Genomic DNA, 15,220 nt, shown 5'->3' with positions numbered 1-15,220 from the left:
GGCCATGAGCGACCGACCAGCCGCGCCGAGCACGGCACGCGAGTCGCTGGTCAGCGCGCGTGGGCTGCGCAAGAGCTTCGGCGACTTCGAGGCGGTGCGCGGCATCGACGTCGACGTGGTGCGGGGCGAGGCGTTCGGCTTCCTCGGCCCCAACGGCGCGGGCAAGTCCTCGACCATGCGGATGATCGCAAGCGTCTCGCCGATCAGCGGCGGCCAGCTGCGCATCCTCGGCATGGACCCGGCGGTCGACGGGCCGCGCATCCGCGGGCGCATCGGCGTCTGCCCGCAGGAGGACACGCTCGACGCCGAGCTGACCGTGCGCGACAACCTGATCGTCTACGGTCGCTACTTCGGGCTGCCCAAGGCGCACGTGCGGGCCAAGGCCGAGGAGCTGCTGGAGTTCGCGGCGCTCACCGACAAGGCGCACGTCAAGATCGACGACCTGTCCGGCGGCATGAAGCGCCGCCTCACCATCGCCCGCTCGCTGATCAACGACCCCGAGGTGCTGCTGCTCGACGAGCCGACCACCGGCCTCGACCCGCAGGCGCGGCACACGTTGTGGGACAAGCTTTTTCGGCTCAAGCAGCAGGGCGTCACCCTCGTGCTGACCACCCACTACATGGACGAGGCGGAGCAGCTGTGCGACCGTCTCGTCGTCATGGACAAGGGCACCATCGCCGCCGAGGGGTCGCCGTTGGAGCTCATCCGCCGGTTCTCCACCCGCGAGGTCGCCGAGGTGCGGTTTGGGGTGGGCGAGCACGAGGCGCTGGCCGACCGGGTGCGCGACCTCGCCGAGCGGGTCGAGGTGCTGCCCGACCGGCTGCTGCTCTACACCGACGACGGGGAGCGCACCCTGGCGCAGGTGCACGAGCGCGGCCTCGAGCCGGTCGCGGTGCTGGTGCGCCGCTCCACGCTGGAGGACGTCTTCCTGCACCTGACCGGCCGCAGCCTGGTGGACTGATGAGCGCGACGGAAGCGACGAGTGGAGTCGCGGTCCCCGAGCAGCCGTGGTGGCGCCGGGTCTGGAACCTGCGCGACTACTGGTTGACCGTCTACCGCCGCACCTGGAAGGGCTCGGTGGTCAACTCCTTCGTCACGCCGCTGCTCTACGTCGCGGCGATGGGCATGCTGCTCGGCAGCTACGTCCAGGCCGACCCGGCGACGCTCGACGGCGCCCCCAGCTATCTCGCGTTCGTCGTGCCCGGCATGCTCGCCGCGCAGACGATGATGATGGCCTTCGGCGAGTCGACCTATCCGGTGATGGGCCAGATCAAGTGGCACAAGACGTACTTCTCGATGCTCGCCACTCCCTGGGCGTGCCCGAGATCGTGCTGGCGAACCTGGGGTTCGTCGTCGCCCGGGTGGCGCTCGCCTCGGCGGTGTTCGTCGCGGTGATGGTCCCGTTCGGCGTGCTCGCCTCGCCGTGGGGTGCGCTGGGCGCGATCGCGGTGCAGCTGGTCGCCGGTGTCGCGTTCGCCGGCCCGATCTACGCCTTCGCGGCCAGCAGCGACAACGAGCAGGGCTTCACCGTGATCTTCCGGGTGCTGCTGCTGCCGCTGTTCCTGTTCTCCGGCGGCTTCTTCCCGGTGAGCAACCTCGGCCCCGCGCTCGAGACCGCCGCCGCGTTCACCCCGCTGTTCCACGCGACCGAGCTGACCCGGTCGCTGATGATCGGCACGACCGAGACGGGCCCTGCCCTGGTGCACCTGGCCTACCTCGCCGCCCTGGCAGCGGTCGGCGTCGCCCTGAGCATCCGCGCGCTGCAGCGCAGGCTGGTGCGCTGATGGCCGTGCTCAGCGCCGCGACGACGCGGCAGACCGTGCGGCAGCTGTCGGCGCGTGAGGCCACTGGCGTGCTGCTGTCGCGCAACGTGCTGGTCTATCGCCGCGGGTGGCTGTGGTTCGTCACCGGCTTCCTGGAGCCGGTGCTGTTCCTGCTCTCCTCGGCATCGGCGTCGGCAAGCTCATCCCCGGCTTCGAGGTCGACGGCCACCAGGTGCCCTACGCCGAGTTCGTCGCGCCCGCGATGCTCGCGGCGTCGGCGATGAACGGCGCGCTCATCGACACCACGTTCGGGGTGTTCTTCCGGCTGAAGTACCAGAAGCTCTACGAGCAGATGCTCGCGACGCCGCTCACCACCCGCGACATCGCGCGCGGCGAGATCAGCTGGGCGCTGCTGCGCGGCGCGGTCTACGCCACGGTCTTCCTGCTCGTGATGCTCGCCCTCGACCTGGTCGGGTCGTGGTGGGCGCTGCTCGCGGTGCCGGCCGCGCTGCTCATCGGGTTCGCGTTCGCCGGGGCGTGCATGGCGCTGACGACCTGGATGCGCACCTGGCAGGACTTCGAGTTCATCACCCTCGGGCAGCTGCCGCTGTTCCTGTTCTCCGCGACCTTCTTCCCGCTCACCGCCTATCCCGAGGCGCTGCGCTGGGTGGTCGAGGCGACCCCGCTCTATCGCGGGGTGGTGCTGGAACGCGAGCTGACCACCGGGCACCTCACGGTCGCCTCGCTGGTGTCGGTCGCCTACCTGCTCGCGATGGGGCTGATCGGCATGCGCATCGTGTCGCGGCGGCTGGAGCGGCTGCTGCTCACCTGACCAGGTCCTCGTCCTGCCCCGAGCGGCGCAGTGCCTCGGCCACGAAGCCGTCGGAGATCGCCTGCTCCACGAAGTCGGCCACCCACGCCTTGGTCTCCTCCGCGCGGTCGACCGGGATGCCGACGGCCTGGCGGATCTGCATGAACTCCGGCTCCAGCACCCGCATCCCGCCGCGCTCGTCGGCCCACGCCTGCACCGGCTGCCGGATGCCGGCGCCGACCTCGAGCCCCTGCTCGGCGAACACCGTCACCCCGTCGGACCCGCGCACCACCTCGGCCTGCCGCAGCTCGCGCGACAGGTGCAGGTCGTACGCCGACCCCTCCTTCACCCCGACCCGCACCCCGGGCCGGTCGACCTCCTCGGCCGAGCCGATCGCGGAGTCGTCGGCGACGACGAAGACGCCGGTGATGAGGACGTACGGCGGGGAGAAGGTGACCTCGACGGCGCGGGCGGGGTCGACGGCCAGGAAGCACAGGTCGGCCGCGCCGTCGCGCATCGCCTCGAACGACTGCCGCGCGGCGGTGAACCCGGTCAGCTCGACCGGCAGCCCCAGCTGCTCGCCGAGCCGCCGGGCGAGGTCGACGGTGACGCCGCTCGGGTCGGCCGGGTCGCCCTGCGCGAGCACCGGGTTGCCGACGTTGATCGCCGCGCGCAGCGTGCCCGTCGGCGCGAGATCGGTTGCCACCGCATCGAGTTCGCTCATGCGCCGAACCTACTCCGGCCGGCGCCGCCGGCAACAGGTGTGCCCGGATCGCTCGACAGCCCACGCCCGGCATACGACGATGACGGTGGCGCGACGCCGGGGGACGGCCCGCGCGGACCGAGGAGGACGCGTGCCCGACCCGACCGTGCTGGACCTGTCGCGCTGGCAGTTCGCGGTGACCATCGCGTTCCACATGACGTTCCCGGCGATCACGGTCGGGCTGTCGATCTTCCTCGCGGTCGTCTACGCGCTGCACCTGCGCACCCGCAAGCCGGTCTACCTGCAGATCTTCCGGTTCTGGAAGCGCATCTTCGCGCTGGGCTTCGCGCTCGGGGTGGTCAGCGGCACGGTCATCACCTTCGAGTTCGGGCTGAACTGGGGAAGTTCGCGCACGCGACCGGCCCCATCATCGGCCCGATCATCGGCATGGAGGTGGTGACCGCGTTCTTCCTGGAGGCCGGGTTCATCGGGATCATGCTGTACGGCGACGGCCGGGTCAGCGAGCGCGTCATGATGGTCTCGACCAGCCTCGTCGCGCTCGGCACCATCCTGTCGACGACCTGGATCATCTCGGCCAACTCCTGGATGCAGACGCCGTCGGGCTATCGCGTCGTCGACGGGCAGTTCGTGCCGACGAGCTGGTGGGAGGCGATCTTCAGCCCGTCGTTCGGGTGGCGCTTCCCGCACATGCTGCTCGGCGTGCTGATCACGGCGGCCTGGCTCGTCGCCGGCATCGGCGCGTACTACCTGCGGCACGGCCGGGCGACCGAGTTCGGCAGGCGCACGCTGTCGCTGTCGCTCGGCGTCGTGACGCTTCTGCTGCCGGCCCAGCTGTGGATCGGCGACCAGGTCGCGGCGCGCTACGTCATCCCCGACCAGCCGGCGAAGTTCCAGGCGCTGGAAGGCAACTGGGACTCCGACAACACCGGCTACCTGCTGTTCGTCGTCCCCGACCAGCAGGCCGAGCGCAACCGGGTCGAGGTCGGGGTGCCGAGGCTCGGCAGCTGGATCGCCAAGGATCTCTCCGGCGAGACGGCCACGCCCGGGCTGAAGGAGACCCCGCCGCAGCTGCGGCCCGACATGCTCACCACCTTCTACGGCTTCCGCGCGATGTTCTACGCCTCGATGGTGATGTTCGCCGCGGCGTTCGTCGGCGTGGTGCTGCGGCTGCGCGGCCGGCTCTACAGCTCCCCGCGCTACCACCGCTTCCTGGTCTGGCTGACGCCCATCGGCATCATCGCGATCATCGGCGGCTGGGTCACCGCAGAGGCCGGCCGCCAGCCGTGGGTCGTCTTCGGCGAGATGCGCACGGCCAACGGCGTCTCCGACATCGCGCCCGGCAGCGTTGTCGCGACGTTCGCCGCGTTCACCCTCACCTATCTCACGCTGCTGGTCGTGTGGGTCGTCTACGTCGTGCGCTCGGTGCGCCGCGGACCCGAGTCCGACTGGCCCGACGAGGAACTCGGGTCCGACGGCGACGATCCACGGCGCGACGCGGAGGTGACGGCATGACCGATCTGGCGATCCTGGGCTGGTACTCCGTCATCGCACTGTGCCTGGTGATGTACGTCGTCCTCGACGGCTACGACCTCGGGCTCGGCATCCTCACGCTCGGCGACACCGACGAGCGCCGCCGCCGCGAGAACGTCGACCTGGTCGCCACCGCCTGGGACGGCAACGAGTCGTGGATCATCCTGCTCGGGGTGAGCCTGTGGGCCGGCCTGCCCGGGGCGTACGCCGTCGCGCTGCCCGCCCTGTACCTCCCCGTCATCGTCATGCTCCTCGCGATCATCGCCCGCGGCGTGGCGGTCGAGGCGGCCGCGCACGGCACCGTCGTGCCGCGCAGCTGGGGGCTGGTGTTCGGCCTCGGCTCGCTGGTCGCCGCCGTCACCCAGGGGCTGATCATGGGCGGGCTGCTCAGCGGGGTGCGGGTCGAGGACGGCGAGTTCGCCGGCGGCACCTGGGACTTCCTCACCCCCTTCTCGCTGCTCACCGCCGCCGCGACGGTCGCGCTCTACGTCACGGCCGCCGCGGCCGTGCTGCAGGTCAAGGACGGCTACGTCGCCCGCCCCCGCGTCGCGCGCGCCGCCGCCACGCTCACGGTCGTGCTGGTGGCCGCCTGCGCCGTCGTGTTCTTCGCGTGGGAGGACACCTGGCCGCGGCCGGGCGGTGCCCAGCTGGTCGTCGCGACCGTGCTCGCGCTCGTCGGGGCGGCAGCCATGGTGCTGCTCATGCTGCGCTGCTGGGCCGACCGCGGGCCGCAGCCGGTCGTGCTGCTCACGATCGCCGAGGTGGCCGGCATGACCGGCGTCCTCGTCTATCTGCACCCGGTCGTGGTGCCGCCGGAGCTGACCCTCCCGGAGGTCGCGGCGCCCCCGTCGTCGATCGGCTTCCTGCTCGTCGGCGTCGGGCTCAACATCCCGCTCGTGCTGTTCTACAACTGGTACGCCCACCACGTCTTCCGCGGGAAGTACGTCCCGCGCACCGCGAGCGAGCTGCCCGAGGGCGTCTCGCCGGCGTCGGAGGCCGTGCGCCCGCGAGGGAGCGAGGTGCGATGAGTCGCGTGCTGGGCATCATCGGCCTCACCGTGCTGTGCGTGCTGCTCTATGCGGTGAGCATCGACATGTTCGCCGGCTACCCGCAGGTCCACTCCGAGCTGCTCAACCTGCTCGGCGTCGCGCTGATCATCCTGGCCGGGCTGGTCGTCTGGATCCGGCACGAGCGGCGCGATGAGGACGACTGAGACGCCCGACCGCGACGACCTCGCCTGGCTCGACGACGCCGCGGCCCCCGGTGACGGCGACTTCGCCGCGGCCGCCCGCTGGCGGGTCGGCGCGATGGCGCTGCTGGTCGGTCAGTGGGCGGCGCTGGTCACGCTCGTCAGCCGCGCCGAGTCGGGCGGCCTGCTGCTGCCCGCCCTGGCGTTCGCCCTGCTGCTGGTCGCCCGCAGGGTCGCGACCTGGCAGGCCGAGATCGCTTCTGCCGCAGGCGGTTCCGCGATCGCGGCGAGCCTGCGCGAACGACTCGTCGACGCCACGCTGCCCGTCGACCCGGCTGCTGCTCCCCCGGCTGCGGAACGCTCGGTGCAGGCCGCGGTCGAGCTCGCGGCCGACGTCGGACGGTTCAGCGCCCAGGCCCGCCCCGCTCGACGCGCGGCCGCGTGGCAGTGCGCGGTGGTGCTGCTCGCGTGCGCCCTCGCGCACTGGCCGGTCGCGGTGCTGCTGACGCTCGCGACCCCGATCCTGCCGATCAACCTGCGCCTCGCAGGCATGGCCACGCGCGACGCCAGCACCCGCCAGCTCGAGGGCGTGCGCCGGCTGAGCGCCCAGGTGCTCGAACGCTTCCGGGCGATGGAGGTGCTGCGCGAGCTGGGCGCCGTCGAGCGCGAGCGCGAGCAGCTGCGCGCCAGCAGCGAAGAGCTGGGCCGACGCACGAGCGTCGTGCTGCGCAGCGCGTTCGTCGCCGCCGGCGTGCTCGACGTGGTGGTGACGCTCGCGATCGCGGTGACCGCGACGTACGTCGGGCTGGCGGGGCTCGGGTTCGTCGACCTGCCCCTCGCGCCCCGTCCGTCGTTGTGGCAGGGCCTGTTCGTGCTGGTGCTGGCTCCCGTGTTCTTCCTGCCGCTGCGTGACGTGGCGGCGGGATATCACGAGCGGGAGAAGGCGCTGGCCGCCGTCGACGTGCTGCGCCCGCTGCTCGACGGGGCCGAGACCGACCGCCGCACAACGGATCTCGCAGCCGGGGCCGCAGGTGACCGACCCGCCGGCCTCGGGCTGCGCGAGGCCGACCTGACCCCGCGCCACGCCTCCGAGCCGGTGCTGCGAGGGGTCACCGCGACCGCTCGCCGCGGCCGGCTCGTCGCGGTGCTGGGTGCCTCGGGAGCGGGCAAGACCACGCTGCTGTCGGCGCTCGGCGGCCTGCTCCCGCCGACCTCGGGAGCCGCCCTCGCGCTCGACGGCTCCGGGCGCGAGCAGGGCCCGCCCGCGGACTCGGTCGGCTGGCTCGGCCAGCGGACCGTCGTGCTCGCCGGCACCCTCGCCGACAACGTCCGGCTCGGCCGCCCGGACGCCTCCGACGACGAGGTCGCCGCCGCCGCGCACGCGGTCGGGCTCTCGCCGCTGGTCGCCCGGCTCCCCGACGGGCTCTCCTCGCCGGTGGGCGACGACGGGTTCGGCCTCTCGGCCGGCGAGGCGCGCCGGGTCGCGCTGGCCCGCGCCGTGCTGGCCGACCGCGGCGTCTGGCTGCTCGATGAACCCACCGCGCACCTCGACCCGGAGTCGGCCGATGCGGTCGCCGACCTGCTGGCCGACCTCGGCCGCGACCGCGTCGTCGTCGTGGCCACGCACGACCCGGCGGTGGCTCGCCGCGCCGACGAGGTCTGGCGGATCGACCGCGGCGAGCTGCGCGTGCGCGAGGCAGGAGCCCCCACGTGAGCGCGATCCTGCGCGCGCTGCGGCTGCTGCGCTGGCGCCCGGGTCTGCTGCTGCTCGGGGCGGTGCTGCTCGCCGTCGGCGCCGAGGCCTCGAGCGTGGCGCTGCTCAGCGTCTCGGGCTGGTTCGTGGTCGCGTGCTTCGTGCTCGCCGGCGACCCGGGGTTCAACTACCTCGGGCCGAGCGGGGCGGTGCGGGCGCTGGCCCTCGCGCGCATCGTGCTGCGATACCTGCAGCGGCTGGTCGCGCACACGGCCACGCTCCGCTGGCTGACCCGGTTGCGGGTGCGGCTGTTCGACGACGTCGCCGCGCTCCCCCGCGAGCAGGCGGGGCGGCTGCGCACCGGCGACCTGCTCGACCGGCTGCTGCGCGACGTCGAGACGCTGGACGAGCTGGTGCTGCGCTGCCTGGTGCCGCTCGCCTCGGTGACCGCGGTCGCCGGGTCGGCCGTGCTGGTGCTCGCCGGCGTGTCACCGGCCGCCGCCGCGATCGCGGCCGGCGGGTGGCTGCTCGCGATGACGGCCACCGGCCTCGGGCTGCGGGCCGCCCCCGACGAGGCGTCCGCGCGCGGTGCCGCCCGCAGCGAGCTCGTGGCGGCCGGCGGGGCCTGGCGCGAGCTGGCCGCGCTCGGCGCCGCACCGGCCCTACGTCGCGCGAGCAGCGTGCGGCTCGCCGACCTCACCGCCGTCGAGGAGCAGGTCGAGCGCCGTGACGCCCGCGCCCGCCTCGTCACCGACCTCGGCGTCGGCCTCACCGTGCTCGGCGCCACCTGGGTGACCGCGGCCGGCGACGCCGCCATCACCACCGTCGCCATGGTCGCCCTGCTGACCACCGCCGTCGGAGACCTGCTGTCCGCGCTCGGTCCGGCGATGGCGTACGCCCGCCGCGCCGTGGTCGCCGCCCGTCGCCTGGAGCTCGGCGACGAGCCGGCCCCGGGGCGCCCGCGTCCCCGCCCGCGGCGGCGTCACCGGTCCAGGTCTCCCCCGGCGCGGAGCCGATCGTGCTCACCGGACCGTCGGGCGCCGGCAAGACGACGCTGCTGCGCCGGCTGCGCAGCGAGCACGCGGCCGGTGCGAGCGACGGGCGCGTCGTGCTCGTCCCGCACAACGACCAGGTGCTCACCGGGACCGTCGCCGACAACCTGCGCCTCGCCGACCCCGACCTCGACGACGACGCGATGCGGCACCTGCTCGACCTGGTGCGGCTCGACCGCGCCGGCATCGCTCCCGAGACGCCCACCGGCACCGGCGGCCGGGAGCTGTCCGGCGGTGAGCAGCGCCGGCTCACCCTCGCCCGCGCGATCGCTGCCCGGCCCGACCTGCTGCTGCTCGACGAGCCCGTGACCGGCGTCGACCCGCCCACCGCGCAGGCCGTGCTCGCAGCGGTGCGCACCGAGCTGCCCGCGACCGCGCTGGTGCTGACCCTGCACGAGTCGCAGCGCGAGGCGGTGCCGTTCGACGCCGCGTGGGTGCGGCTCGACTCCCCGCCCTCGCCGGCACCCCGCCGGAATAGTTCTGCCAGTGAAGCACTTGTCCCTGACATGAAGATTGAGATCTGGTCCGACGTGGCCTGCCCGTTCTGCTACATCGGCGAGCGTCATCTCGACCTCGCGCTCGAGGGATTCGCGCACCGCGACGACGTCGAGATCGTGCCGCGCAGCTTCGAGCTCGACCCGAGCGCGACGCCCGGCGAGCACACACCGATGGCCGAGGCACTGGCCGCGAAGTTCGGCACCACCCCCGCCCAGGTCGAGGCCATGCAGCGTGGCATCGGCGAGAAGGCCCAGGCGGTCGGGCTGGAGTTCGACACGCGAAAGTCCAGCACCACCAACACTTTCGACGCCCACCGGCTCGTGCACCTCGCCGAGCAGAGCGGCCGCGGGCGCGAGCTGATGCACGCGTTGATGACCGGCTACTTCGCCCACGGCCTGCGCGCAGGCGACCGCGACGAGCTGGTCCGCGTCGCCACCGAGGTCGGGCTCGACGAGTCGCGCGTGCGCGACGTGCTCGCGGGCGAGGAGTTCGCCGACGACGTGCGCGCCGACGAGGCCAAGGCCCGTGCCACCGGCATCACCGGCGTGCCGTTCTTCCTCATCGACGGCAAGTACGCCGTCTCCGGCGCCCAGCCCGTCGAGGCCTTCCGCTCCGCGCTGGACGAGGTCTGGGCCAAGGAGCACCCGGTGCAGGTCCTGGGCGGCGACGACGCCGCCGTCTGCACCGACGACTCGTGCGCGCTGCCGGGGACCAGCACCACCCAGGCCTGATCCGCCGGGCAGCCAACCGCCCGCGTGCGGCACGTCGGTGCTGCGCCCGGGCGGTTCGCTGTCCACGCTCAGCTCGTGCGTTGGCGTACGAAATGCGGCAGGTGACCGCGGAACCACGGGCGAGGCACGTTCAGATCGTGCGTGGACGTACGAAATGCCCTGGGAGGACGTCCGCCGCGAGAGCGGGCATCGGCCGGCTCATGCCTCTTCCTTCGGGTCGAGCAGGCCGATCAGCGCGGCGCACTGACCGTCGTCGAGGCCGCCGACCACCGGCGCCTCGTCGAGCATCGCCGGGGCGAGTCGCGTGCGCAGCCGAATCCCCTTGTCGGTCAAGCAGAGTCGGCGCGCGCGACGGTCGTCGGGGTCAGCCTCGCGAGTGATCAGACCAGCCGCCTCGAGCTGGTCGGCCAGGGCCGTCAGGTGCGACGGCTCGCACGCGGTCGCGACGGCCGCGCGCTGCATGCGCATGGGTTCGTCGAGGATCAGCACGAGACGCGCCTGGGGCGCGCTGAGCTCGAACTCGCGCGCCACCGACTCGACGTGGCGGCGCAGCTCGATGGCCGTGCGCAGCAGCCCGTCGAGCGTCGCCATGCGCACCGACGGCTCCACCGCCTGCTGCTTCACCGCTCGCCTCGTCGCCATGCCAGCCCTCTCGTCGTGACGGATATTACTTGGTCCAGTGAAGAAATAACTTCACTCAGTGAACCGTTGTGCCCGTCGTTCTCTTCCCACTCTTCCCCGGAGGTCCACGATCGTGACCATCACGACCATCATTCTCTCCGCCCTGCTGATGCTCGCGTTCCTGGGCGCCGGCGTGGGCAAGCTGCGCCGCGCCGAACCCGTCACGGGCACCCTGGAGGGCCTGGGCGTCACGCCCGGCCTGCAGCAGCTCGTCGGCGCGCTCGAGGTGCTCGGTGCGCTCGGCGTCCTGATCGGGCTGTGGCTGCAGCCGCTCGGGATCCTGGCCGCCGTCGGCCTGGTGCTCATGATGATCGGCGCCATCATCTTCCACGTGCGCGCGCACGACACCGTCAAGAACTCGGTCGGCGCCCTGGTGCTGCTCGCCTTCTCCGGCCTCGTGCTCTCCCTCCAGCTCGTGATCGCCTGATCCGAGGACGCGATGCTGCGCAAGATCCCCTACAAGTGGCTGGTGGCCACGGCGTTCGTCATGGCGCTGTTCATGGAGATCCTCGACATGACGGTGCTCAACACCGCCCTGCCGATCCTCGGTGAGCACTTCGGCGCCGAGACCTCCGAGCTGCAGTGGCTGGTCACGGGATATCTCGTGAGCCTGGCCGTCTTCATCCCCGCGTCGGGCTGGGTCGCGGACCGGTTCGGCGACAAGCGCACGTTCGTGCTGGCGCTGGCGATCTACACCGGCGCCTCCCTGTGGGCCGGCCTCGCGGGCTCGGTCACCGAGCTGCTGGTCGCGCGCGTGACCCAGGGTGTCGGCGGTGGTCTGCTGACCCCGGTCGGCACGGCCATGCTGTTCCGGGCGTTCCCGCCGCACGAGCGCGCCCGCGCCTCCGCGGTGCTCGCGATCCCGACCACCCTGGCGCCCGCCCTCGGGCCGGTGCTCGGCGGCTGGCTCGCCGACAACGTCTCCTGGCGGTGGGTCTTCCTGCTCAAGGTGCCGGTCGGCATCGTCGGACTGATCTTCAGCGCGGTCGCGCTCAGGCCCGGCGAGCGTACGGCTCGTGAGCGGCTCGACGTGCTCGGCTTCCTCACCGGCGGCGCCGGCCTCGCGACCCTGCTCGTCGGCCTGGAGCGCGGCGCGCGCGAGGGCTGGTCCGACCAGGCCTCGCTGCTGCTGGTCACCGCCGGCGCGGCGCTGATCGCCGCGTTCGTCGTGACCGAGCGACGCGTCGCTGCGCCGATGATCGACCTGCAGCTACTGCGCAACCGGATGTTCCGGCTGGGCAACCTGATCCTCATGCCCGCGGCCGCGGCCACGATGGGTGCGCTGTTCGTCGTGCCCCTGATGGTGCAGACCACCATGGGCCTGACCGCCACCGAGTCGGGGCTGCTCACGATGTTCCAGGCGTTCGGGATGCTCGTGATGCTGCCGTTCACCAACCGGGTCTTCCAGCAGGCCGGTCCGCGCCGGATGCTCGCCGGTGGCTTCGCGGTGATCACCGTGAGCCAGGTGATGCTGGCGCTGGTCGACGCCGGGTCGAGCCTGTGGCTGATCCGCAGCTCGATGTTCCTCATGGGCATGGCGGGCGCGTTCATCATGGTGCCCGTGCAGGCCGCCGCATTCTCCTCGATCACGCCGCAGGAGACGGCTCGCGCCAGCGCGCTGTTCTCCACCGCGCGGCAGGTCGCCGCGAGCCTCGGCGTGGCGCTGCTGGCCACCACGCTGACCGTACGCATGGCGAGCCACCTGGACTCGCTCGCCAGCACGGCCGGCGAGGCCGCCCGCGCAGCCGCTGCGTTCGACGCCTACCAGGACGTCTTCCTGGTGGCCGCCGTCGTCGCGGTGCTCGGCGTGATCGTGTCGTTCCGGGTGCGCGACGAGGAGGCTGCCGCGAGCCGCGGCAAGCCGGCCCCGGAGACCGTCCCGACGACGCTCGAGGCTGCCGAGGTGACGCCATGACCGACTACGGACGGCCGCTGGAGTTCGGCTGGTTCATGTCCCCCGACGCAGGCCGGCCCGACGTGCTCCTCGACGCGGCGCGCGTCGCCGACCGTGCCGGGCTCGACCTGATCGGGGTGCAGGACCACGCCTACAACGCCGGCCACCTCGACGCGCTGACGCTGCTCACCGCGGTGGGCGCCGTGACCGAGCGGGTGCGGGTCTTCACCGACGTCGCCAACCTGTCGCTGCGCAACCCGGTGCTGCTGGCCAAGGCCGCGGCCTCGCTCGACCGGATCACCGGTGGGCGCGTCGAGGTCGGTCTCGGCACCGGAGCGTTCCCCGCGGGCGTCGAAGCGCTCGGCGGCACCGCACGGCCCCGCCGCGAGGCCGTCGACGCGATGGTGGAGGCGGTCGACGTGATGCGCCTGTTCTGGGCGTCGCAGCCGGCGAGCTATGCGGGGCAGCACTACTCGCTCGACGGCGCCCACCCCGGCCCGCCGCCCGCGCACGACATCGGCATCTGGCTGGGGGCGCGCGGTCCGCGCATGCTGCAGCTGCTCGGCAGCAAGGCCGACGGCTGGTTGCCCTCGCTCGCGTTCCTGCCGCCCAAGACGCTGGCCGAGCCGCACGAGCGCATCGACGCGGCCGCGCTCGAGGCCGGACGCGACCCGAGCGAGATCAACCGGGTCTACAACGTCTGGGGCGACTTCTCCACGTCGCAGTGGATCGACCTGCTCACCACGGTCACGCTGGAGCACGGCATGAACGCCTACGTCTTCGGCGTGCCACCCGTCGAGTCGCAGCTGCGCCGGATCAGCGACGAGATCGCGCCGGCCGTGCGCGAGGCCGTCGCGGCCGAGCGGGCCCGGCGCTCGGGCTGATCCAGGCTCCGGTGCGCGAGGCCATCGCGGCCGAGCCGACCCGGCGCTCGGGCTGACTCACGCGGCGCGCCAGTCGGCGATGCGCCAGCCCTGCGGCGTGCGCTGCAGGGTGAGGCGCACCCGCTGACCCGCGCTGGCGGCGAAGCGGGCCGGGGCCGCACCCTCGACCCGATAGGCCGAGCGGTCGATGACCGCGACCACGTCGACCTGGTCGCCGCCGCGCCGGCCCGGGCTCTGGCCGCTCAGACGCGCCTCGCGCACCCGGAAGCTCAACCCCCGATAGCTCACCCCCATCGACGCCGCCGACCTCAGGTCGGCGGCGTCGCTGCGGAACGCGGCCGAGTCGACCACCAGCGCGGCGTCGAGACCGCGGCCGCTCCCCACGCCTTGGCCCGCTGGTCGACGAGTCCCTGGACGACGGCGCGCGGGTCGGCGCGCAGGTTTGCCGTCGGGTCCTGACCGGCTGGTGCAGCGGTAGGCGCGGGCAACGACGGCTGGGGCCGGTCCGGTCCGGCAGAGGTGCCAGACGTGCGCTGCGCGGAGGGGCCAGGCGCCGCGGGGCGACTCTCCCGCGGCGGCGTCGTGCGGCTCTCCCGCGGCGGCACGGGGGCGATCGACGGCCTCGCCCGAGCAGCCGGGGTCGCCGCCGGTGCAGGCGCGGAAACCCCTGCCACCACACGGGACTCGCCGGTGCGTGACCCCGCCGGCCACACCACGACCAACCCGGCCACGAGGCCGGCGACGGCCGCGACCAGGAGAGACCGGCGTACGGCGGGGAGGCGGTGCCATGCCACCTCCGGCTCCGGCTCGGGGGCCGTCGCGCTCTCCCGGATGCGCTGGGTCAGGCCGCTCCACGGATCCAGTGGCGTCGGGGCCGCGCGCGACCCCTCCGACCCGGGCACCGGCGCCGGCTCGGCAGGTGCGGCGTCCCACAGCGCCAGCGCCAGCTCCCCGGCGCTCGGCCGCGCCTCGGGCGTGTGCGCGAGGCAGCTGAGCACGAGGTCGCACACCTGCGGCGGCGCCTGCGGGGCGACGTCGGGCAGGTGCGGGCGCAGCGCGGCGGGCCCCGGCGCCTCCCCGACGAGGCAGGTCCACGCGAGGGCGCCGAGCGCGAACACGTCGGCGGCGGGCTCGGGCCGCTCCCCGCGAGCACCTCGGGAGCCACGAACCCCGTGGTGCCCCAGAGCTGCGCGTCGTCGCCGGCCGCGAGGCGGGCGATGCCGAAGTCGGCCAGCAGCGGCTTGCCGTGGGCGTCGAGCAGCACGTTGGCCGGGCTCAGGTCGCCGTGCACGAGCCCCTGACCGTGCAGGTCGTGCAGCGTGCGGGCCAGCGGGGTGAGCACCGTGACCACCTCGCCCACCGTGAGATGCCCGCGGCCGGCCACCGCCGTGCCGAGCGACCCGCCCTCGGCCAGGTCGGTGATCATCGCCAGGCGCGGCACCGGACCGCTCGTGTCGAGCACGGTGTCGTGCAGGCGCAGCACGTGCTCGTGCTCGAGCCGCTGCAGGAACGCCGTCTCGGAGCACGCCTCCTCCACCGGCGCGAGCAGCACCTTCGCGGCCAGCCGCGCGTCGTCGGCCGCACGGGTGACCGCCCAGACCATCCCGCTCGCCCCGCTGCCCAGATGCGCGCCGACCCGGTAGCCGGGCAGGTCGGGCGGCTCCGGGCGTACGTCCTCGCCGACTCGGTCCAGGTCGTCACCGTCGTCCTCGTGCTGCCTCACCCTTGCGAGCCTGGCAGCGCGCGAGGCGCGAAAACGTTGTCCACAGG

General features: G+C 73.3%; 16 protein-coding genes and 2 pseudogenes. 14 read left to right on the top strand and 4 right to left on the bottom strand.

All coding sequences use genetic code 11. The features are described 5' to 3' along the window. Window positions 1-4 precede the first annotated feature (4 nt). Genes QUE40_RS06495 through QUE40_RS06475 form a run of 5 tightly spaced genes read left to right on the top strand, consistent with a single transcriptional unit; the run spans window position 5 to window position 2,595 of the window. Window positions 5-961 (top strand): ABC transporter ATP-binding protein, encoded by a 957-nt coding sequence (locus QUE40_RS06495; RefSeq protein WP_289232653.1) that lies wholly within the window; start codon window positions 5-7, stop codon window positions 959-961. Further along, window positions 961-1,395, top strand: a complete 435-nt coding sequence (locus QUE40_RS06490) for a hypothetical protein (RefSeq protein WP_289232652.1) — start codon at window positions 961-963, stop codon at window positions 1,393-1,395. The genes QUE40_RS06495 and QUE40_RS06490 overlap by 1 nt, the downstream gene beginning before the upstream one ends. Then, on the top strand, window positions 1,317-1,784 hold the full coding sequence (locus QUE40_RS06485) for an ABC transporter permease (protein WP_289232651.1): 468 nt from the start codon (window positions 1,317-1,319) through the stop codon (window positions 1,782-1,784). The genes QUE40_RS06490 and QUE40_RS06485 overlap by 79 nt, the downstream gene beginning before the upstream one ends. After that, complete coding sequence (locus QUE40_RS06480) at window positions 1,784-2,047, top strand: hypothetical protein (protein WP_289232650.1); 264 nt, start codon at window positions 1,784-1,786, stop codon at window positions 2,045-2,047. Before QUE40_RS06485 ends, QUE40_RS06480 begins: the two co-directional genes overlap by 1 nt. Continuing rightward, window positions 1,996-2,595, top strand: a complete 600-nt coding sequence (locus QUE40_RS06475) for an ABC transporter permease (protein ID WP_289232649.1) — start codon at window positions 1,996-1,998, stop codon at window positions 2,593-2,595. The genes QUE40_RS06480 and QUE40_RS06475 overlap by 52 nt, the downstream gene beginning before the upstream one ends. On the opposite strand, the gene QUE40_RS06470 is transcribed toward QUE40_RS06475, so the two are convergent. After that, window positions 2,588-3,298, bottom strand: a complete 711-nt coding sequence (locus QUE40_RS06470; RefSeq protein ID WP_289232648.1) for a transporter substrate-binding domain-containing protein — start codon at window positions 3,296-3,298, stop codon at window positions 2,588-2,590. The genes QUE40_RS06475 and QUE40_RS06470 overlap by 8 nt on opposite strands. On the opposite strand from QUE40_RS06470, the pseudogene QUE40_RS06465 reads away from it, so the two are divergent. From QUE40_RS06465 to QUE40_RS06440, 6 genes and pseudogenes are all read left to right on the top strand, one after another. Continuing rightward, window positions 3,297-4,810, top strand: a pseudogene (locus QUE40_RS06465) (cytochrome ubiquinol oxidase subunit I). The gene QUE40_RS06470 and the pseudogene QUE40_RS06465 sit on opposite strands and share 2 nt — an antisense overlap. Continuing rightward, a complete protein-coding gene (locus tag QUE40_RS06460; RefSeq protein ID WP_289232647.1) occupies window positions 4,807-5,856 on the top strand; it encodes a cytochrome d ubiquinol oxidase subunit II in 1,050 nt (349 codons plus the stop codon). The pseudogene QUE40_RS06465 and the gene QUE40_RS06460 overlap by 4 nt, the downstream one beginning before the upstream one ends. Continuing rightward, complete coding sequence (locus QUE40_RS06455) at window positions 5,853-6,041, top strand: hypothetical protein (protein WP_289232646.1); 189 nt, start codon at window positions 5,853-5,855, stop codon at window positions 6,039-6,041. Before QUE40_RS06460 ends, QUE40_RS06455 begins: the two co-directional genes overlap by 4 nt. Further along, the gene (locus QUE40_RS06450; RefSeq protein WP_289232645.1) at window positions 6,028-7,731 is read left to right on the top strand and encodes an ABC transporter ATP-binding protein/permease; all 1,704 of its coding nucleotides are present in this window, start codon (window positions 6,028-6,030) and stop codon (window positions 7,729-7,731) included. Before QUE40_RS06455 ends, QUE40_RS06450 begins: the two co-directional genes overlap by 14 nt. Continuing rightward, window positions 7,728-8,159, top strand: a pseudogene (locus tag QUE40_RS06445) (ABC transporter transmembrane domain-containing protein); the annotation flags it as partial. The gene QUE40_RS06450 and the pseudogene QUE40_RS06445, both read left to right, overlap by 4 nt. A gap of 569 nt (window positions 8,160-8,728) precedes the next feature. After that, on the top strand, window positions 8,729-9,991 hold the full coding sequence (locus QUE40_RS06440) for a DsbA family protein (protein WP_289232644.1): 1,263 nt from the start codon (window positions 8,729-8,731) through the stop codon (window positions 9,989-9,991). Window positions 9,992-10,189: 198 nt separating this feature from the next. Here QUE40_RS06440 and QUE40_RS06435 read toward each other — a convergent pair whose 3' ends face one another. Continuing rightward, entirely contained in the window at window positions 10,190-10,633 is a 444-nt protein-coding gene (locus tag QUE40_RS06435; protein WP_142004954.1) for a MarR family winged helix-turn-helix transcriptional regulator, read from the bottom strand. A 112-nt stretch (window positions 10,634-10,745) separates the two neighbouring features. Here QUE40_RS06435 and QUE40_RS06430 point away from each other — a divergent pair, with 112 nt between their 5' ends. From QUE40_RS06430 to QUE40_RS06420, 3 genes are read left to right on the top strand one after another with little or no spacing between them, the layout of a single operon-like run. Next, window positions 10,746-11,099, top strand: coding sequence for a DoxX family protein (locus tag QUE40_RS06430; protein WP_289232643.1), 354 nt, complete (start codon window positions 10,746-10,748; stop codon window positions 11,097-11,099). 12 nt (window positions 11,100-11,111) lie between these two features. Further along, the gene (locus QUE40_RS06425; RefSeq protein ID WP_289232642.1) at window positions 11,112-12,587 is read left to right on the top strand and encodes an MDR family MFS transporter; all 1,476 of its coding nucleotides are present in this window, start codon (window positions 11,112-11,114) and stop codon (window positions 12,585-12,587) included. Next, window positions 12,584-13,450, top strand: coding sequence for an LLM class flavin-dependent oxidoreductase (locus QUE40_RS06420; protein ID WP_289232641.1), 867 nt, complete (start codon window positions 12,584-12,586; stop codon window positions 13,448-13,450). The genes QUE40_RS06425 and QUE40_RS06420 overlap by 4 nt, the downstream gene beginning before the upstream one ends. Window positions 13,451-13,507: 57 nt before the next feature. Here the strand turns inward: QUE40_RS06420 and QUE40_RS06415 are convergent, their stop codons facing one another. Both QUE40_RS06415 and QUE40_RS06410 read right to left on the bottom strand, forming a co-directional pair. Then, window positions 13,508-13,834, bottom strand: a complete 327-nt coding sequence (locus QUE40_RS06415; RefSeq protein ID WP_289232640.1) for a hypothetical protein — start codon at window positions 13,832-13,834, stop codon at window positions 13,508-13,510. Window positions 13,835-14,291: 457 nt separating this feature from the next. Further along, window positions 14,292-15,173 (bottom strand): protein kinase domain-containing protein, encoded by an 882-nt coding sequence (locus QUE40_RS06410; RefSeq protein WP_289232639.1) that lies wholly within the window; start codon window positions 15,171-15,173, stop codon window positions 14,292-14,294. Window positions 15,174-15,220 lie beyond the last annotated feature (47 nt).

Source organism: Barrientosiimonas endolithica (genome assembly GCF_030296655.1).
In the GTDB taxonomy this organism is placed as follows: Bacteria; Actinomycetota; Actinomycetes; order Actinomycetales; family Dermatophilaceae; genus Barrientosiimonas; species Barrientosiimonas humi.
This window is presented reverse-complemented; position numbering and strand designations above follow the sequence as displayed.